Source organism: Cupriavidus sp., from assembly GCF_057315035.1.
On sequence record NZ_DBHKYV010000001.1, the window covers coordinates 144,638 to 161,510 of the forward strand.

General features: G+C 64.1%; 19 protein-coding genes. 12 read left to right on the plus strand and 7 right to left on the minus strand.

What is annotated here, in order from left to right:
- The first annotated feature begins 113 nt into the window (after window positions 1–113).
- From dusB to ACO550_RS00700, 10 genes are all read left to right on the plus strand, one after another.
- Window positions 114–1,184 carry a tRNA dihydrouridine synthase DusB gene (gene dusB / locus ACO550_RS00655; protein WP_315596804.1) on the plus strand — a complete coding sequence of 357 codons (1,071 nt, stop codon included), beginning with the start codon at window positions 114–116 and terminating at the stop codon, window positions 1,182–1,184.
- A complete protein-coding gene (locus ACO550_RS00660; protein ID WP_019447044.1) occupies window positions 1,181–1,414 on the plus strand; it encodes a Fis family transcriptional regulator in 234 nt (77 codons plus the stop codon). Before dusB ends, ACO550_RS00660 begins: the two co-directional genes overlap by 4 nt.
- A gap of 16 nt (window positions 1,415–1,430) precedes the next feature.
- The gene (gene purH / locus ACO550_RS00665) at window positions 1,431–3,005 is read left to right on the plus strand and encodes a bifunctional phosphoribosylaminoimidazolecarboxamide formyltransferase/IMP cyclohydrolase (RefSeq protein WP_315596764.1); all 1,575 of its coding nucleotides are present in this window, start codon (window positions 1,431–1,433) and stop codon (window positions 3,003–3,005) included.
- Between the two features lie 89 nt (window positions 3,006–3,094).
- Window positions 3,095–3,640, plus strand: coding sequence for a crossover junction endodeoxyribonuclease RuvC (gene ruvC / locus ACO550_RS00670; RefSeq protein WP_315596763.1), 546 nt, complete (start codon window positions 3,095–3,097; stop codon window positions 3,638–3,640).
- A gap of 17 nt (window positions 3,641–3,657) precedes the next feature.
- Window positions 3,658–4,812 (plus strand): glycerophosphodiester phosphodiesterase family protein, encoded by a 1,155-nt coding sequence (locus ACO550_RS00675; protein ID WP_315596762.1) that lies wholly within the window; start codon window positions 3,658–3,660, stop codon window positions 4,810–4,812.
- Between the two features lie 65 nt (window positions 4,813–4,877).
- Window positions 4,878–5,459: a Holliday junction branch migration protein RuvA gene (gene ruvA / locus ACO550_RS00680; protein WP_315596761.1), complete on the plus strand. Its 582-nt coding sequence runs from the start codon at window positions 4,878–4,880 to the stop codon at window positions 5,457–5,459.
- 61 nt (window positions 5,460–5,520) lie between these two features.
- On the plus strand, window positions 5,521–6,585 hold the full coding sequence (gene ruvB / locus ACO550_RS00685; protein ID WP_315596760.1) for a Holliday junction branch migration DNA helicase RuvB: 1,065 nt from the start codon (window positions 5,521–5,523) through the stop codon (window positions 6,583–6,585).
- Between the two features lie 216 nt (window positions 6,586–6,801).
- The gene (locus ACO550_RS00690) at window positions 6,802–7,401 is read left to right on the plus strand and encodes a hypothetical protein (protein WP_315596759.1); all 600 of its coding nucleotides are present in this window, start codon (window positions 6,802–6,804) and stop codon (window positions 7,399–7,401) included.
- Window positions 7,402–7,488: 87 nt separating this feature from the next.
- Window positions 7,489–8,073 carry a BPSL1445 family SYLF domain-containing lipoprotein gene (locus ACO550_RS00695; RefSeq protein ID WP_315596758.1) on the plus strand — a complete coding sequence of 195 codons (585 nt, stop codon included), beginning with the start codon at window positions 7,489–7,491 and terminating at the stop codon, window positions 8,071–8,073.
- Window positions 8,074–8,204: 131 nt separating this feature from the next.
- The gene (locus ACO550_RS00700) at window positions 8,205–8,939 is read left to right on the plus strand and encodes a queuosine precursor transporter (RefSeq protein ID WP_315596757.1); all 735 of its coding nucleotides are present in this window, start codon (window positions 8,205–8,207) and stop codon (window positions 8,937–8,939) included.
- A 33-nt stretch (window positions 8,940–8,972) separates the two neighbouring features.
- Here ACO550_RS00700 and ACO550_RS00705 read toward each other — a convergent pair whose 3' ends face one another.
- The 4 genes from ACO550_RS00705 to tyrS are packed head-to-tail and all read right to left on the minus strand — an operon-like array spanning window position 8,973 to window position 12,070.
- Entirely contained in the window at window positions 8,973–9,647 is a 675-nt protein-coding gene (locus ACO550_RS00705; RefSeq protein WP_315596756.1) for a histidine phosphatase family protein, read from the minus strand.
- A gap of 32 nt (window positions 9,648–9,679) precedes the next feature.
- Window positions 9,680–10,327 carry a YbhB/YbcL family Raf kinase inhibitor-like protein gene (locus ACO550_RS00710; RefSeq protein WP_315596755.1) on the minus strand — a complete coding sequence of 216 codons (648 nt, stop codon included), beginning with the start codon at window positions 10,325–10,327 and terminating at the stop codon, window positions 9,680–9,682.
- 19 nt (window positions 10,328–10,346) lie between these two features.
- On the minus strand, window positions 10,347–10,817 hold the full coding sequence (gene dtd, locus ACO550_RS00715; protein WP_315596754.1) for a D-aminoacyl-tRNA deacylase: 471 nt from the start codon (window positions 10,815–10,817) through the stop codon (window positions 10,347–10,349).
- Between the two features lie 11 nt (window positions 10,818–10,828).
- Window positions 10,829–12,070 (minus strand): tyrosine--tRNA ligase, encoded by a 1,242-nt coding sequence (gene tyrS / locus ACO550_RS00720; RefSeq protein WP_315596753.1) that lies wholly within the window; start codon window positions 12,068–12,070, stop codon window positions 10,829–10,831.
- Between the two features lie 244 nt (window positions 12,071–12,314).
- Here tyrS and ACO550_RS00725 point away from each other — a divergent pair, with 244 nt between their 5' ends.
- Complete coding sequence (locus tag ACO550_RS00725) at window positions 12,315–13,709, plus strand: peptidoglycan DD-metalloendopeptidase family protein (protein WP_485993941.1); 1,395 nt, start codon at window positions 12,315–12,317, stop codon at window positions 13,707–13,709.
- Between the two features lie 4 nt (window positions 13,710–13,713).
- Window positions 13,714–14,853, plus strand: a complete 1,140-nt coding sequence (locus tag ACO550_RS00730) for an anhydro-N-acetylmuramic acid kinase (RefSeq protein ID WP_315594341.1) — start codon at window positions 13,714–13,716, stop codon at window positions 14,851–14,853.
- A gap of 85 nt (window positions 14,854–14,938) precedes the next feature.
- Here ACO550_RS00730 and erpA read toward each other — a convergent pair whose 3' ends face one another.
- From erpA to ACO550_RS00745, 3 genes are all read right to left on the minus strand, one after another.
- Entirely contained in the window at window positions 14,939–15,307 is a 369-nt protein-coding gene (gene erpA / locus ACO550_RS00735; RefSeq protein WP_315594340.1) for an iron-sulfur cluster insertion protein ErpA, read from the minus strand.
- 103 nt (window positions 15,308–15,410) lie between these two features.
- Window positions 15,411–15,956 (minus strand): polymer-forming cytoskeletal protein, encoded by a 546-nt coding sequence (locus tag ACO550_RS00740; protein WP_315594339.1) that lies wholly within the window; start codon window positions 15,954–15,956, stop codon window positions 15,411–15,413.
- Between the two features lie 23 nt (window positions 15,957–15,979).
- A complete protein-coding gene (locus ACO550_RS00745; RefSeq protein ID WP_315594338.1) occupies window positions 15,980–16,738 on the minus strand; it encodes a DUF6776 family protein in 759 nt (252 codons plus the stop codon).
- Window positions 16,739–16,873: the final 135 nt, after the last annotated feature.

Here is a 16,873-nt window from a genome sequence, read left to right on the forward strand (position 1 = left end):
CTTGATCATTTGGCGGTAAAATCCCGGCCTCGCTCATGATCCCGCAGTCGCCGTTCGTTGTATCGGCGGGGATTGCTTTCGTTTTTCGCCTTCTTATACAGCGCATCGCCACCGTGCAGATCGGTCCGCATTTACTTCGCAACAATCTCTTTGTCGCCCCGATGGCCGGGGTGACAGACCGCCCGTTCCGGCAGCTTTGCAAGCAGCTGGGCGCGGGGTATGCCGTGTCCGAGATGGTCGCGTCGAATGCCCAGTTGTGGAAAAGCGAGAAGACCATGCGCCGCGCCAATCACACCGGCGAGGTGGAGCCGATCTCGGTGCAGATCGCCGGGGCGGAGCCGTCGATGATGGCCGAGGCGGCACGCTACAACGTGGACCGTGGCGCGCAGATCATCGACATCAACATGGGTTGCCCGGCCAAGAAGGTCTGCAATGTAGCCGCCGGTTCGGCGCTGTTGCAGAACGAGCCGCTGGTGGTGCGCATCGTCGAGGCCGTGGTGGGTGCCGTGGGCGACCGCGTGCCGGTCACGCTGAAGATCCGCACTGGCTGGGACCGCGAACACAAGAACGCGCTGCGTGTGGCGCACATGGCCGAGGATGCCGGCATCAGCATGCTGACGATCCATGGCCGTACGCGCGCCGACCTGTACCACGGCGAGGCCGAGTACGAGACCATTGCCGCGGTCAAGGCCGCCCTGCGCATTCCCGTGGTGGCCAACGGCGACATCACGTCGCCGCAAAAGGCCCGGGAGGTACTGGCCGCGACCGGCGCCGATGCGATCATGATCGGTCGCGCCGCGCAGGGCCGCCCGTGGCTGTTCCGCGAGATCGAGCATTTCCTGAAGACTGGCGAATTGCTGCCGTCGCCGGAAGTGGCCGAGATCCGCGCGATCATGAACCACCACCTGGCGGACCACTACGAGTTCTATGGCGAGTTCACCGGCGTGCGCACCGCGCGCAAGCATATTGCCTGGTACACGCGCGGGCTCAATGGCGCGAACCTGTTCCGCCACCGCATGAACACGCTGGAATCCACCGACGCGCAGCTTGAAGCGGTCAATGCATTCTTCGACGAACAGGCAGCCATTTCAGACCGCCTGGTCTATGTCGACGACAATGCAGCAGCGTCGGACGAACAAGAAAACATCAACAACAACAAGAAACGGGAACCGCTTGCCGCATGAGCCGCAATGCTATCGACCAATGTATCCGGGACAGCCTGGATACCTACTTTCGCGACCTCGATGGCGAAGAGCCGTCGAACATGTACAACATGGTGCTGGAGGCCGTTGAACGGCCGCTGCTGGAAGCCGTGATGGTGCGCGCCGAGCGCAACCAGTCGCTGGCGGCCGCGTATCTCGGCATCAACCGCAATACCCTTCGCAAGAAGCTGCAGCAACACGGATTACTTTAAAGCGTTTCCCCCAGCCATGATCAAGCAAGCCCTACTCTCTGTTTCCGACAAGACCGGCATCGTCGATTTCGCGCGCGAGCTGAACGCGCTCGGCGTCACGCTGCTTTCCACTGGCGGCACCGCCAAACTGCTGGCCGACGCCGGCCTGCCCGTCACGGAAGTGGCCGACTACACCGGCTTTCCGGAAATGCTCGACGGCCGCGTCAAGACGCTGCACCCGAAGGTGCACGGCGGCATCCTGGCACGCCGTGACCTGCCCGAACACATGGCCGCGCTGGCCGAGCACGACATCCCGACGATCGACCTGCTGGTGGTGAACCTGTACCCGTTCCAGCAGACCGTGGCAAAGGACGACTGCACGCTGCCCGACGCCATCGAGAACATCGATATCGGCGGCCCGACCATGCTGCGCTCGGCGGCCAAGAACCACCGCGACGTGACCGTCATCGTCGACCCGGCCGACTATGCCGTGGTGCTCGACGAGATGCGTGGCAACGGCAACAACGTCGGCTACGACACGAATTTCCGCCTGGCGACCAAGGTGTTCGCGCATACCGCCCAGTACGATGGCGCGATCACCAACTACCTGACCAGCCTTGGCTCGGACAAGTCGCACCTGGCACGCAGCAGCTACCCGCAGACGCTGAACCTGGCCTTCGAAAAGGTGCAGGAAATGCGCTACGGCGAAAACCCGCACCAGTCGGCTGCGTTCTATCGCGACCTCAAGTCCGTGGACGGCGCGCTGGCCAACTACGTGCAGCTGCAGGGCAAGGAGCTGTCGTACAACAACATTGCCGACGCCGACGCCGCGTGGGAATGCGTGAAGTCGTTCGAAGCCACGGCCGCCGCGGCCTGCGTGATCATCAAGCACGCCAACCCGTGTGGCGTGGCCGTTGGCGTGAATGCGCTCGAAGCCTACGAGAAGGCCTTCAAGACCGATTCGACCTCGGCCTTCGGTGGCATCATCGCCTTCAACGTGGAAGTGGACGAAGCCGCTGCACAGGCGGTGGCCAAGCAGTTCGTGGAAGTGCTGATTGCCCCGTCGTTCAGCACCGCCGCGCGCAATGTGTTTGCCGCCAAGCAGAACGTGCGCCTGCTGGAAATCCCGCTGGGCAAGGGCGTGAACCAGTATGACCTGAAGCGCGTGGGCGGCGGCCTGCTGGTGCAAGGTCCCGACGCACGCAACGTGCAGCCGTCGGAACTGCGCGTGGTGACGCGCCGTCATCCGACTCCGAAGGAAATGGACGACCTGATGTTTGCGTGGCGCGTGGCCAAGTTCGTCAAGTCGAACGCCATCGTGTTCTGCGGCAACGGCATGACGCTGGGCGTGGGCGCGGGCCAGATGAGCCGCGTGGATTCGGCCCGTATCGCCAGCATCAAGGCACAGAACGCCGGCCTGACGCTGACGGGTTCGGCCGTGGCATCGGACGCCTTCTTCCCGTTCCGCGATGGCCTGGACGTAGTGGTCGACGCTGGCGCCACCGTGGTGATCCAGCCGGGCGGTTCGATGCGCGATGACGAAGTCATTGCAGCCGCCGACGAACGCGGCATTGCGATGGTGCTGACCGGCACGCGTCATTTCCGTCATTGAACCAATGACCTCGGGGGTTGAAATGCTGGCCCTCTCCCCCAGCCCCTCTCCCGCTGCGCGGGAGAGGGGAGCAAAACACTTCCCCCTCCATGCGCATTCTCGGCATTGATCCCGGTCTGCGGACCACCGGCTTTGGCGTGCTGGAGAAGCACGGCAACAAGCTCGCCTACGTAGCATCGGGCACGATCCGCAGCAATGGTGATGAAAGCCTGCCTTTGCGGCTGAAGACGCTGTATGACGGGATTGCCGAAGTGGCGCGCACCTATGCGCCCGACTGCGCGGCCATCGAGAAGGTCTTCGTCAACGTCAATCCCCAATCGACGCTGATGCTGGGCCAGGCGCGTGGCGCGGCGATCTGCGGGCTGGTTGGACAAGGCCTGCCGGTGTTCGAATACACCGCACTGCAACTGAAGGTAGCCGTGGTCGGCTATGGCCGTGCCAACAAGGAGCAGGTGCAGGAGATGGTGATGCGCCTGCTGTCGCTGTCCGGGCGACCGAGCAGCGATGCCGCCGATGCTCTGGGCGTGGCAATCTGCCATGCCAATGGCGGCGATACGCTGGGCACGCTGGCCGGCATGGCGCCGGAACTCGCACGCAAAGGGCTGCGCGTCAGGCGCGGCCGCCTGATCGGCTGACCACTTTCCGCTCCCAGATGCCCCTCGCCTCACGCCTGTCGCTCGCATTCGCCACGGCCGCACTGATCGCCGGCTGCGCAACGCCCCCACGGGCTCCCGTGGCCACGGCCACGCCCAAGGTAGCCCCGCCGCCCGCAGCGCCTGCGCCAAAAGCGCTGGTGATCGGACATCGCGGCGCCAGTGCCTTGCGGCCCGAGCACACACTCGCCTCATACCAGAAGGCCATCGACGACGGCGCGGACATCATCGAACCCGACCTGGTATCGACCAAGGATGGCGTCCTGGTGGCGCGCCACGAGAACGACATCACCGGCACCACCAACGTGGCCGAACTGCCGCAGTTTGCGGACCGCAAGCGCATCAAGGTCATCGACGGCGAACGGATCGATGGCTGGTTCACCGAGGACTTCACGCTGGCCGAACTCAAGTCGATGCGCGCGCGTGAACGGATTCCGAAGCTGCGGCCGTATAACGCCAAGCTCGACGACCAGTTCGAGATCCCGACCTTCGATGAAATCCTGAAGCTTGCGCAACAGGCCGCAGGCAAGCGCGGCAGCCCGGTCGGCATCTATCCGGAACTGAAGCACCCCAGCTATTTCCGCGGTATCGGCCTGCCGCTCGAGGAAAAACTCGCGGCGGCATTGCAAGGCAGCTACTACGCGAAGAGCGCCCCGATCTTCGTGCAATCGTTCGAAGTGGCACCGCTGCGTACCATGAAGCGGCTGCTGGGCACTGCGATGCCGAACGTGAAGATCGTGCAGTTGATTGGCAGTGCGCGTGGCCGCCCGGCAGACTGGCGCCTGGCCGGCGACAGCCGCACCTATGCGTCGATGCTGACCTCGCCGGGCCTGCGTGAAGTGGCCACCTATGCCAACGGCATCGGCCCCGAGAAAAGCCTGGTGATCCCGCGCGACGCACAGGGCGGACTGGCTTCGCCTACCGCATTGGTGAGCAATGCCCATGCCGCGGGGCTCGTGGTGCATCCCTACACATTCCGCCCCGAGAACAGTTTCCTGCCAAAGACCCTGCGCGCGCCCGGCGACGATGCCACGCGTAATCCTGCTGGCATGGTGCACGAGGTGCAGGCGTTTATCGCCGCCGGCATCGACGGCTTCTTCACCGACGATCCGGCACTCGGCCGTCGCGCCGTGGACACACCGGCGGCCCAATAGCTCCGGCGGTGTGCGCTGGCCGCGCTACACTGGCGGCCAGTTTTCGGATCCCCATTGCACACACCATGATCGGACGCATCGCCGGCACCCTGCTTGAAAAAAACCCACCGCATCTGCTGGTCGACTGCCACGGCGTCGGCTACGAGATCGATGTGCCAATGAGCACGTTCTACAACCTGCCCGCCGTGGGTCATCCCGTGACGCTGCTCACGCAGCAGATCATTCGCGAGGATGCGAACCTGCTGTTCGGCTTTGGCACCGCCGTCGAGCGCAATACGTTCCGCGAGCTGATCAAGATCACCGGCATCGGCGCGCGCATGGCGCTGGCCGTGCTGTCCGGGCTGTCCGTGCCCGAACTGGCGCAGGCCGTCACCATGCAGGAATCTGGCCGGCTGACAAAGATTCCCGGCATCGGCAAGAAGACCGCCGAGCGGTTGTTGCTGGAACTGAAGGGCAAGCTTGGCGCCGACCTCGGCCATGCGCCGGGCGCCACGCCGGTATCGGACAGCGCCATCGATATTCTCAACGCACTGCTGGCGCTGGGCTATTCCGAAAAGGAAGCCGCGCTGGCCATCAAGCAGGTACCGGCAGGCACTGGCGTCTCCGAGGGCATCAAGCTGGCACTCAAGTCGCTGTCCAAGGGTTGAAGATGCTGGCGGAGCGCGTTGGCCGGCAGCGTAGAATGGCGGCTTACTGCTTTTGAATGCCATGATCGAAACCGACAAGCTGACTGGTGACCGCAGCGAACGCGTGATCTCCGCCACGCCCGCCTCCACCCACGAGGAAGCCTTCGAGCGCGCGCTGCGTCCGAAGCTGCTCGACGAATACGTCGGGCAGGAGAAGGTGCGCGGCCAGCTCGACATCTTCATGCACGCGGCACGCAAGCGCCGCGAGGCACTGGACCACGTACTGCTGTTCGGCCCGCCGGGCCTGGGCAAGACCACGCTGGCCCACATCATCGCGCGCGAAATGGGCGTGAACCTGCGCCAGACCTCGGGGCCGGTGCTGGAGCGGCCCGGCGACCTGGCCGCGCTGCTGACCAACCTCGAAGCGAACGACGTCCTGTTTATCGACGAAATCCATCGCCTGTCGCCGGTGGTGGAAGAAATCCTGTATCCGGCGCTCGAGGACTACCAGATCGACATCATGATCGGCGAAGGTCCGGCCGCGCGCTCGGTCAAGCTGGACCTGCAGCCGTTCACGCTGGTGGGTGCCACCACGCGTGCCGGCATGCTGACCAATCCGCTGCGCGACCGCTTCGGCATCGTGGCGCGGCTGGAGTTCTATACGCCAGACGAACTGGCACGCATCGTGGCGCGCTCCGCGCATCTGCTCAATGCCACGATCGATCCGGCCGGCGCGCTGGAAATTGCCAAGCGTGCGCGTGGCACGCCGCGAATCGCCAACCGTTTGCTGCGTCGCGTGCGCGACTTCGCCGAGGTCAAGAGCGACGGCACGATCACCCGCGATCTGGCAGACGCCGCACTGGCAATGCTCGATGTGGACAGCGTCGGCTTCGACCTGATGGACCGCAAGCTGCTGGAAGCGGTGCTGCACAAGTTCGATGGCGGACCGGTGGGCGTGGACAACCTCGCGGCGGCAATTGGCGAAGCCCGCGACACGATCGAAGACGTGCTCGAACCGTACCTGATCCAGCAGGGATACCTGCAGCGCACACCACGCGGCCGCGTGGCCACGGGCGCCGCATACCGGCATTTCGGCCTGGCCTCGCCCCAGGGCGAGCGCGACGGCGACATGCTCGACGCGCCCTGAGTCTGCCCTGAGTCTGCCCTGAGGTCTGCCCTGGGCGCCCCCCGGCGCCAGTCCTGACGGGCAGTGGCAGGCGTTCGGCCTGCGCGCGAAAGCCAATTAAACGTTTTCGCGCACCATCGCAAATTTTTTCGAAGTGGATTGCTCGCCTATGGTCAGTTGTCCACAATGACTGCATCCTTTTTTACAAACGCGCTTCTCGCGCCCATAAGGACAGTCATGAAACTCCGAGCCAGCCACACCCTTTCCGTGCTTTCCGCTGCAGCTTGCCTGGCCGTCACGCTGGCGCCGGCCCATGCGCAGAAGCCGTCCGCCACGCCCGCGCCGATCGGCGTGGCCGAGGAAGCCGTGGTCAGCGGCAAGGTGGTCGACGTGGATCCGGATTCCAAGGCCGTGGTGGTGCAAGGCCCACGCGGTAACCTGGTCGAGCTCGTGGCCGGCGACGAAGCCAAGAACATGGGCAATGTGAAGAAGGGCGACATCGTCACGCTTACGCGCGGCGCGGCCGTGGTGGCCGGACTGGAACCGGTGGGCAGCAAGGACACCGCGCTGATGGAACAGGTCGAGCGCGTCTCGCATGCGGCTGAAGGCGGCAAGCCCGGCGTGATGCGCGAGATCACCACCACGATTACGGCCCAGATCACCAATGTGGACGTGACCAAGCGCACGATCACGTTCCGTGGCCCGCGCGAAACGCTGCGCACGGTCAAGATCCAGGATCCGAACATCGACCTCGCCAGTATCAAGAAGGGCCAGATGGCCAAGATCGTCGTGAAGGAAGTCGTGGCCATTACGGTCAGGGCGCCGAACGCAGGCTGAAAACGCCGGCTGAATACGAGCTGGTCGATAGGTGCCAGCCATCGATTGCCTCTATCGCATTATCTTTGCCAACCAGGAGAACAAGAAATGGATCGACGTCAGTTTGTTACCCGCGTGACCGGATCGGGCCTGCTGGTGGCAACGGCCTTCGCGGCCGGTTGCACGACCACGGGCACCGGTGCCTCGACCGATGCCGCCGCGAAACGCCAGGAGATCGACGCTGGCGCAGATGGCGCACTGAACCGGCTGTATGGGTCGGTCACCGGTGCGCGTGAACTGGGCAATCGCGCCCAGGGCATTCTCGTATTCCCCCGCGTACTGTCCGGCGGACTCGTGGTGGGCGGCGAGTATGGCGACGGGGCCCTGCGCAGCAAGGGCGCCACGCAAGGCTACTACCGCACGATCTCGGGATCGTTCGGGCTGACGGCCGGCGGCCAGTCGCGTTCGATCATCATCATGTTCATGACACCCGAGGCGTACACCAAGTTCGTGCAGGCCAAGGGCTGGACCGTGGGTGCCGATGCCAGCGTGGCACTGGCCAAGGTCGGCGCCAATGGCACGATCGATACGGTCACCGGGCAGCAACCGGTCATTGCATTCGTGCAGACCAACGCGGGCCTGATGTTCGATGTCTCACTGAACGGCCAGAAGATCAGCAAGCTCGACCTTTAGAGACGGATCTGACGGATCCGGATCTGGCGGACCTGACGCCCGGCACCCTGCCGGGCGTTGTTCATTGCCCACCACGCATCGCGGGCGCCACTGGCATAATCGCGCAAATCCCGCGCCCCCGGATGCCATCCATGCATGAACCGCTTGCCGCCCCTGCCTCCGCCGCACATACCGGGCGCGTCTACCGTTACTACGACCTTGTCATGGTGTCGTTTGTCACGGTGCTGTTGTGTTCCAACCTGATCGGCGCGGCCAAGGCGGCGCAGGTCACGCTGCCCGTGATCGGCCCCGTCACATTTGGCGCCGGGGTGCTGTTCTTCCCGATCTCATACATCTTTGGCGACGTACTGACCGAGGTCTATGGCTATGGCCGCGACCGTCGCGTGGTATGGGCCGGTTTTGCCGCGCTGGCGTTTGCCACGTTCATGTCCTTCGTGGTGCTGCGCATGCCGGTGGCGCCATTCATGATCGACTACCAGAAAAGCCTCGAAGACGTGTTTGGCAACACCTGGCGCATCGCGCTGGGATCCCTGATCGCGTTCTGCTGCGGCAGCTTTACCAACAGCTATGTGCTGGCCAAGATGAAACTGTGGTCGGGCGGGCGCTGGTTGTGGACGCGTACGATCGGGTCGACGCTGGCCGGCGAACTCGTCGATTCGTCGCTGTTCTATGTGATTGCGTTCTACGGCATCTGGCCGCTGGAAAAGGTCATCCAGGTAGCCATCGCGCAGTATGTGCTGAAGACCGCCTGGGAAGTGGTGATGACGCCCGTGACCTACAAGGTCGTGGCCTTCCTGAAGCGCGCCGAGAACGAGGACTGGTACGACCGGAACACGAATTTCACGCCGTTCCGGCTCAAGGTCTGAGGTCCGCGCGGCGGCAGCGCGGCCCCTGCCCGCTTACGGGACGCGGCGATCCACCTCGTCCAGCGTCATGGCTTCCAGATGGCTGACGTCGGCCCATTGCAGCAGTGTCAGGTTGACGCTGTCGCAGCGCAGCCGGTTGACGCTGGCATTGAGCAACTCATGCTCGCGCGGCGCCTCGAGTGTCATGCCGGTGGCTTCTCGATACAGGCAGTCGAGCACGCCACCATGCGCGACCAGCGCGATGCGCTCGCCCGGGTGCCGGCGCGACAGCGAAAGCGCAATCTCCACCGCGCGCTCGTGGAATTCGCGCAGCGACTCGCCAGCCGGCGGCGCGTAGTCGGGCACGCGCGCCTGCCAGCGCGCAAAGTCCTCGGGACGCTTCTCGGCCACCTCGGCATAGGTCATGCCCTCGAGCTCGCCGTAGCAGCGCTCGCGCAGGCGCGGCTCGGGCCGCAGCGACAAACCCAATGCCTGTGCCAGCGGCTCGGCTGTTTGCACCGCGCGACCCAGATCGCTGGTGTACACCGCGTCGATCGGTTCGCCGGTCAGTGCCTCGGCCAGCGCGCGCGCCTGCGCGCGACCCACTTCATTGAGCGGGATGTCGATCTGGCCCTGCAGCCGCCGCTCGCGGTTCCAGGCGGTCTCGCCATGGCGGATCAGGATCAGGTGGGTGTAGGCCAGCGATTGCGGGCCGGTGCTTTGCAACATGCCGGTTCCTTGGGGCGACGGATTGGCGTCTCTTATTTCACAAGCCGGGGGTTCAGCGTGTAGGTGCAGGTGGTCTGGGCCTGGGCCAGCACATGACCCTCGATCGCACGGCGCACGTCGGCACCGGTGAACTTGCCCTCGACCGGCACGCGGTCGATATCGAGCGCATACACCGTGAACACGTAGTGATGGACGATGGCGTCGTTCCACGGCGGGCATGGACCGTCATAGCCGAAGTAATCGCCCTTCATGTCGGCGTCGTTGGCAAACCAGCCCGTGTAGTCATTGAGGCCATGGCGCAGGCCACCGGCCGTGGCCGTACCCACGAGCGCCTCGGGACCTGGCTTGCCGCGCGCGATCACGCCGTCGCTGTGCGTGCCGGCGGAAATCGTGTTCAGGCCGGGCGGGATGTCGATCAGCACCCAGTGGAAGAAATCCACACGAGGCAGCGATTCGGGCACCTCACGGCCTTCCTGGTTCACGTCGTCGCCGCGGCTGGGCACGTCAGGGTCGTGGCAGATCAATGCGAACGACCGCGTGCCGGCGGGCACGTCATCCCAATGCAGGTCAGGATTGCGGTTGGCCGACAGCGTGACATGGGTGGCCGCATCGGGCACGCAGAACGCGAATTCGCCGGGAACCGGCGCATTGTCGGCAAAAGCCTTGCTCCAGAGTTTCATATGGATCTCCTTGGATAGGTCAGGCGGTACCGGCCGGCGGCACGCGCAGCCAGAACGTCACAGGGCCATCGTTGGTCAGGCTGACCTGCATCATCGCGCCGAATTCGCCGGTTTGCACCGTCGGGTGCGCGGCGCGGGCGCGGGTCACGAAATGGTCGTAGAGGCGGCGGCCATCCTCGGGCGCGGCTGCCGGCGTAAAGCTGGGTCGCGTGCCGCTGTTGGTATCGGCGGCCAGCGTGAACTGGGAGACCACCAGCAGGCCGCCCGCCGTACCCTGGCCGTCAACGTTCTGCACGGACAGGTTCATCTTGCCGTCCGCATCGGAAAACACGCGGTATGACAGCAGCTTGGCCAGCAACCGCTCGGCCTGGGCCTCGGTATCGCCGCGCTCGGCGCAGACCAGCGCCAGCAGGCCGGCGCCAATCTCGCCGGTGGTACGGCCATCGACCGTCACGCATGCGCGCGAGACCCGCTGGATCAGGGCGATCATCGCGCGTCCACTCAGGCCAGTGTCACGCGCGCAAAGCGGCGCTTGCCAACCTGGACCACGTAGGTGCCGGCGGCTACCTTGGTGGACTTGTCGCTGACCACCTCGCCGTCGATCTTCACGCCGCCCTGCTCGATATTGCGCGTGGCCTCGGACGTCGACGGCGCCAGGTTGGCCTGCTTGAGCAGTTGCGCGATACCCAGCGGTGCGCCAGTCAGGCTGACGGCCGGGATATCGTCGGGAATGCCGCCCCGGGCGCGATGGTTGAACGCTTCGAGCGCGCTCTCCGCATCGGCCTGGCTGTGGAAGCGCGCCACGATTTCCTGCGCCAGCGCCACCTTGCAGTCGCGCGGATTGCGCCCCAGCGCGATCTCCTGCTTCATGAGCTCGATCTCGCTCATCGGGCGGAACGACAGCAGCGTGAAGTACTGCCACATCAGGTCGTCCGAGATGCTCATGAGCTTGCCGAACATGTCGTTCGGCGCCTCGGTCACACCGATGTAGTTGTTCTTGGACTTCGACATCTTCTCGACGCCGTCCAGACCCACCAGCAACGGCATGGTCAGGATGCACTGCGATTCCTGGCCGTATTCCTTCTGCAGCTCACGGCCCACCAGCAGGTTGAACTTCTGGTCGGTACCGCCCAGTTCCAGGTCCGACTTCAGCGCCACAGAGTCGTAACCCTGCATCAGCGGGTACAGGAACTCGTGGACCGAGATCGGGATCCCCGAGCGGAAGCGCTTGGTGAAGTCGTCGCGCTCCATCATCCGCGCCACGGTGTACTTGGCGGCCAGCTGGATCATGCCGCGCGCGCCGAGCGGATCGCACCATTCGCTGTTGTAGCGGATCTCGGTCTTCGCGGGATCCAGCACCAGGCTGGCCTGCTTGTAGTAGGTCTGGGCGTTGGCCTCGATCTGCTCGCGCGTCAGCGGCGGGCGCGTGGAATTGCGGCCCGAGGGGTCGCCGATCGTCGAGGTGAAATCGCCGATCAGGAAGATCACCTGGTGACCCAGATCCTGCAACTGGCGCAGCTTGTTCAGCACCACGGTATGACCGAGGTGAATGTCGGGTGCGGTGGGATCCAGGCCCAGCTTGATGCGCAGCGGCACGCCGGTGGCCTCGCTGCGGGCCAGCTTCTGCAGCCATTCGGATTCCACCAGGAGCTCGTCGCAGCCGCGCTTGGTGATCTCCAGTGCGCGCATCACCGACGGCGTAAGTGGATAATTGGCCGCGGCGGCCGGGGACACATCACTCATGGCGTAAGTCTTTGAAATCTATAAGAAAACTGCGACGGACGACCAGCGGTATTCTGGTATAATCCGCCCTTCGTGCCTGACGGGCTTCCGTCGGCCAACCGCTTGCTAGGCCAACCGCTTGTCGGGCAATGGCCATTCCAGGCGGTAACAGACAACGCCCGCACCGCACCTCGGGGGAGGAAGGCAGACGAGATATATCGTCGCGGCAGCGGCCTGGCAATACAGAAAGCTTGAATTCTACGTGATGTGGTCTAGTCTCCGCGAAGTTTTCGCGCGCGAGCTGGTGGTCCTTGTCGACCCTACGAATCCCCAGCATGCCCGCCGCCGCAAGCAGTTGACCGTCGCCGTTGGCGCGGTCTTCACGCTTGGCATGGCTGCTGCAATGGGCGTTGCCCCCCGCAACGCCTATGAGGATCCGCTCGCCCCGCGCGTGCAGCAGTCGCTGCGCATGCCCGATGTACGGGCCCAGCTCGAACAGCTGACCGAAACCGACGACGCCAGTGTGTACGTGCGTCAGGAACGCATGCAGCGGGGCGACACCATCGCCACGCTGTTGCGCCGGCTAGGGGTCGAGGACCCCGATGCACAGGCATTCATCCTCAAGAACACCACCGCGCGTGGCCTGTTCAACCTCAATCCGGGCCAGACCGTACAGGCGGAAGTCGACGAGAGCAACCTGCTGGTCTCGCTGCAGGCCAACCTGGGCGGCGATGCCTCGGCGTCGCGCGAACTCGTGATCGAACGCGTGGAGCCGGCAAAGGAAGGCGGCGACTACACGTACAAGGCGCGCATCGCCTCGGTCGACAACGACCTGCACTACGAGATGGCCTCGGGTGCCATCGACAGCGTCGGCTTTTTCAAGTCGATGGACACTGCCAACGTGCCGGACGAAGTGGTCAGCCAGATGATCTCGATCTTCTCCGGCGTGATCGATTTCCACCACGACATTGCCAAGGGCGACCGCTTCCGCATCGTCTATGAAGCCGGCTTCCGCGATGGTGCGTTCGTACGCAATGGCCGCGTGGTGGCAATCGAGCTGATCAACCGCAACACGCTGTACCAGGCACTCTGGTACGCGCCGAAGGACGGCGAGCCGGGTGGCTACTACACGTTCGATGGACGCAGCATGAAGCGTCCGTTCCTGCGTTCGCCGATCGAGTTCTCGCGCGTGTCGTCAGGCTTTGGCGGCCGCGATCATCCGCTCCATCACAAATGGGCGCAGCACAAGGGTGTCGACTTTGCCGCGCCACAGGGCACGAAGGTATTCGCATCCGGAGATGCCAAGGTCGACTTCGTCGGGCAGCAGAACGGTTACGGCAACATCATCGTGCTGCAGCATGCGGGCGGCTATTCGACCTACTATGCCCACCTGTCCGGCTTTGCCGGCATCCGTGAAGGGCAGCACGTGAACCAGGGCCAGGTCATTGGCTATGTCGGGTCCACGGGCTGGGCCACCGGGCCGCACCTGCACTACGAGTTCCGCCTCAACGACGTGCCACAGAATCCGCTCACGACGACGCTGATGGAAGCGCCGACGCTGACTGGCAAGTCGCGCACGGAATTCCTGACCTACACCAGCGCCATGCTGAGCCGCATCAACATGCTCCGCACCTACAACGTACTGACCGCCAGCAACTGATTCCATGTCCATCCCCCCGATGTCCAGCGACTGTTATATCGGCCTGATGTCGGGCACCAGCATGGATGGTGCGGATGGCGTGCTGGTGGATTTCTCGGGGCCGCAGCCGGTGGTTCACGCAGCGGCCCACACCCCTTTTCCCGATACCCTGCGTGACGCGTTTGGCGCGCTCCAGCAACCCGGCGACGATGAAATCCATCGCGAGGCCGTGGCGGCCAACGGCCTGGCGCGCGTCTATGCCGATTGCGTCGCCGAGCTGCTGCGCCTGGCCGGCACCGAGCCGGCCCACGTCACGGCAATTGGCGCGCATGGCCAGACCATCCGCCATCGACCCGGCCTTTACGACGGGATTGGCTATACGCGCCAGACCCAGCATCCCGCATTGCTGGCCGAGCTGACCGATATCGACGTGATTGCGGATTTCCGCAGCCGCGATATTGCCGCCGGCGGCCAGGGTGCGCCGCTGGTGCCTGCGGTACACGCCGCGCTGTTCGGCGCACGCGACGAGACCCGCGTGATCTGCAATATCGGCGGCATCTCCAATATCAGCATCGTGCCGGCTGCCCATACGGGCCGGCCAGTGACCGGCTTCGACTGCGGGCCCGGCAATGCGCTGCTTGACGACTGGATCCTGCGCCATCGCGGCCTGCCGTTCGATGACCGTGGCGCATGGGGCGCCAGCGGCCAGGTCGACGCGGTACTGCTGGCGCAACTGCTGGCTGAACCCTACTTTCGCGCGGCGCCTCCGAAGAGCACGGGTCGCGACCTGTTTCATCCGGGCTGGCTGCAGGGCGTGCTGGAAAGTTTTGTGCAACGACCAGCGGCGGCCGATGTCCAGGCCACATTGGCCGCCCTGACCGCTACCGCGATTGCGCGTGATGTACAGGCGCACGCGCCCAGTGCGCACAGGCTGATCGTCTGCGGTGGGGGTGCGCGCAATGACTACGTGATGGCAACGCTGGCGCAGTTGCTGCCCGGTATCACGGTGCAGACAACCGAGGATTTTGGCGTGCCGGTTTCACAGGTTGAAGCCATCGCATTTGCGTGGCTTGCGCGGCAATGCGTGCGGCGTGCACCGGGCAACGTGCCGACGGTTACCGGCGCGGCAGGCCCGCGTGTGCTCGGGGCGATTTACCCACGCTGAGCGTGGCATCACCGAAGGCCAAAAAAAAGCGCACCATCCGGTGCGCTTTTTCTTTTTGCGACGGAAACCGCCGCACGTGCCCGCTTCAGACCGAGAACGACGAGCCGCAACCGCAAGTGGTCGAGGCATTCGGGTTCTTGATCACGAACTGCGCGCCGTTGATGTCTTCCTTGTAGTCGATCTCGGCGCCCACCAGATACTGGTAGCTCATCGAGTCGATCAGCAGCGTGACACCATTCTTGACCAACGTGGTGTCGTCTTCGTTGACGTCTTCATCGAACGTGAAGCCATACTGGAAGCCGGAGCAACCGCCGCCCTGCACAAACACGCGCAGTTTCAGTTCGGCATTGCCCTCTTCCTCGATCAACTGCTTGACCTTGTCGGCCGCGCTGTCGGTAAAGACGAACGGTGCCGGCACGTCCTCGGTAACGGGTGCCTCTGCGACTGCGTTCATGGGGATTCTCCTGGTTAGATACGCCCGTATTCTAAGCGCTACGCTTAAATCGTGCCGAACCCCTTGGTTTTCAAGGGGATCTGGGCGCTTGCATCACTTCATTTCAGGCCGCCGCGCCTTGCGGAGCCTTGCTGTCATCGGAAGCCGCAGCAACCTCGACGATATCGGCAGCAGCAACGTTAACCGTTTCAGCCGTTTCAGCCGTTTCAACCGCTTCCTGGCTGGCGTCGACTACCGCTTCCACTCCCTGCTCGCCCGCGGGCTGGACATGGTTCGGCAACGCCCGGACTTCAGCCTGCACCAACGGCACCAGGCGGCCCTCGACGATCGCGCCCTGATGCATTTCCAGCGCGGTGTAGCGCACTTCACCATAGACCCGCGCATGCGGCTGGAGTTCGAGCAGTTCGGCGGCGTGAACCGGACCGGTTACCGTCCCGTTCAGGATCAGGTGCTCCACGCGCACCTCGCCTTCGACCACGCCCTTCTCGCTGATCACAAGCATGCTCGATTTGCCTTCGGCTGCAACCATGTTGCCGCGTACACGGCCGTCGAGACGCAAGCCCCCGGCAAATGTCACGTCGCCGTCAATCACAGCGTCCGCACCGATCAATGTATCGATCGACAAGCCTTTCTTCTTGGAAAACAGCATATTTGCACTCCTTTTCGCACGTTCTATGGCGTTGCCGACTGTGTCGCGTGCACCTGACCACCCCTGACGATACGCACCGATACACCACGCACCTCGGCATCCTGAGGAATCGCCAGATCGCCTTCGATACGTTGATAGTGCGTAAGCCGCACCGCTGGCAGGCGCGCATCACTTGCCTGTGGCAATGACAACGTTAACGGCTTGCCACCGCGAATCGCCGAAATTGTGAATTGCAATTCACCCTTGAATTCCGGCTGCTCGACAAACGCCCTTGATCCGCCCTGCATCACGAGCAAACGATAGTGCACCGCGTGCGGCTGCGCCTCGTCCATTCCTACCCGAAAGCTGCGCACATGGATTCCCGACGTGTCTCCCGTGGCGGGGAGCAACGATTCGAAGAACCCCAGGTCCTCTTTCAGTTGTGCCACATCGGTTTCAGCCGATTTCAGCTGTTGCGCCAGCCCGTCCTGCGCAGCGCGAGCCATCTGCAATTGCGCTTCGGCCGTATTGGCACTGATGCGCAGACCGTCGCGTTCAACCGACACCTCGGCGAGTTGCCGGCGCAATTGCGCGTTGTCGGCAAGCAGGTCTTCCGGCTGCGCCCCGGCGGCGTGGCGACCCGCGCCATAAGCCCAGATTGCCAAGGCGATACCGGCGACGGCCATCAACGTCGGCACCAGCGCTGCCGTCAGCCAGAGGCGCCACGGCCGATGCACGCGAACCACGGCTCGCGCCGAGCGCAAACCGCGGCGCGGTCGCAACGGGCGGTACTTCAACCCCATCGCGGCTTCCGCCCAGAATTGCCCTGCCCCATGTCGTTGACTCCCCCATTCCGCAGGCCCGTGATTGTATCGCCGGGTGATCATTACGCGAATGAAAAGTGTAAAAACTGGTAAAGCTGCACCGGGTTGGGGATA

Excerpts from the sequence above, each read along its gene's own strand:
- ACO550_RS00660 (WP_019447044.1), top strand. The coding sequence starts at position 1,181 with ATGAGCCGCAATGCTATCGACCAATGTATCCGGGACAGCCTGGATACC.
- purH (WP_315596764.1), top strand. The coding sequence starts at position 1,431 with ATGATCAAGCAAGCCCTACTCTCTGTTTCCGACAAGACCGGCATCGTC.
- ruvC (WP_315596763.1), top strand. The coding sequence starts at position 3,095 with ATGCGCATTCTCGGCATTGATCCCGGTCTGCGGACCACCGGCTTTGGC.
- ACO550_RS00675 (WP_315596762.1), top strand. The coding sequence starts at position 3,658 with ATGCCCCTCGCCTCACGCCTGTCGCTCGCATTCGCCACGGCCGCACTG.
- ruvA (WP_315596761.1), top strand. The coding sequence starts at position 4,878 with ATGATCGGACGCATCGCCGGCACCCTGCTTGAAAAAAACCCACCGCAT.
- ruvB (WP_315596760.1), top strand. The coding sequence starts at position 5,521 with ATGATCGAAACCGACAAGCTGACTGGTGACCGCAGCGAACGCGTGATC.
- ACO550_RS00690 (WP_315596759.1), top strand. The coding sequence starts at position 6,802 with ATGAAACTCCGAGCCAGCCACACCCTTTCCGTGCTTTCCGCTGCAGCT.
- ACO550_RS00695 (WP_315596758.1), top strand. The coding sequence starts at position 7,489 with ATGGATCGACGTCAGTTTGTTACCCGCGTGACCGGATCGGGCCTGCTG.
- ACO550_RS00700 (WP_315596757.1), top strand. The coding sequence starts at position 8,205 with ATGCATGAACCGCTTGCCGCCCCTGCCTCCGCCGCACATACCGGGCGC.
- ACO550_RS00705 (WP_315596756.1), bottom strand. The coding sequence starts at position 9,647 with ATGTTGCAAAGCACCGGCCCGCAATCGCTGGCCTACACCCACCTGATC.
- ACO550_RS00710 (WP_315596755.1), bottom strand. The coding sequence starts at position 10,327 with ATGAAACTCTGGAGCAAGGCTTTTGCCGACAATGCGCCGGTTCCCGGC.
- dtd (WP_315596754.1), bottom strand. The coding sequence starts at position 10,817 with ATGATCGCCCTGATCCAGCGGGTCTCGCGCGCATGCGTGACGGTCGAT.
- tyrS (WP_315596753.1), bottom strand. The coding sequence starts at position 12,070 with ATGAGTGATGTGTCCCCGGCCGCCGCGGCCAATTATCCACTTACGCCG.
- ACO550_RS00725 (WP_485993941.1), top strand. The coding sequence starts at position 12,315 with ATGTGGTCTAGTCTCCGCGAAGTTTTCGCGCGCGAGCTGGTGGTCCTT.
- ACO550_RS00730 (WP_315594341.1), top strand. The coding sequence starts at position 13,714 with ATGTCCATCCCCCCGATGTCCAGCGACTGTTATATCGGCCTGATGTCG.
- erpA (WP_315594340.1), bottom strand. The coding sequence starts at position 15,307 with ATGAACGCAGTCGCAGAGGCACCCGTTACCGAGGACGTGCCGGCACCG.
- ACO550_RS00740 (WP_315594339.1), bottom strand. The coding sequence starts at position 15,956 with ATGCTGTTTTCCAAGAAGAAAGGCTTGTCGATCGATACATTGATCGGT.
- ACO550_RS00745 (WP_315594338.1), bottom strand. The coding sequence starts at position 16,738 with ATGGGGTTGAAGTACCGCCCGTTGCGACCGCGCCGCGGTTTGCGCTCG.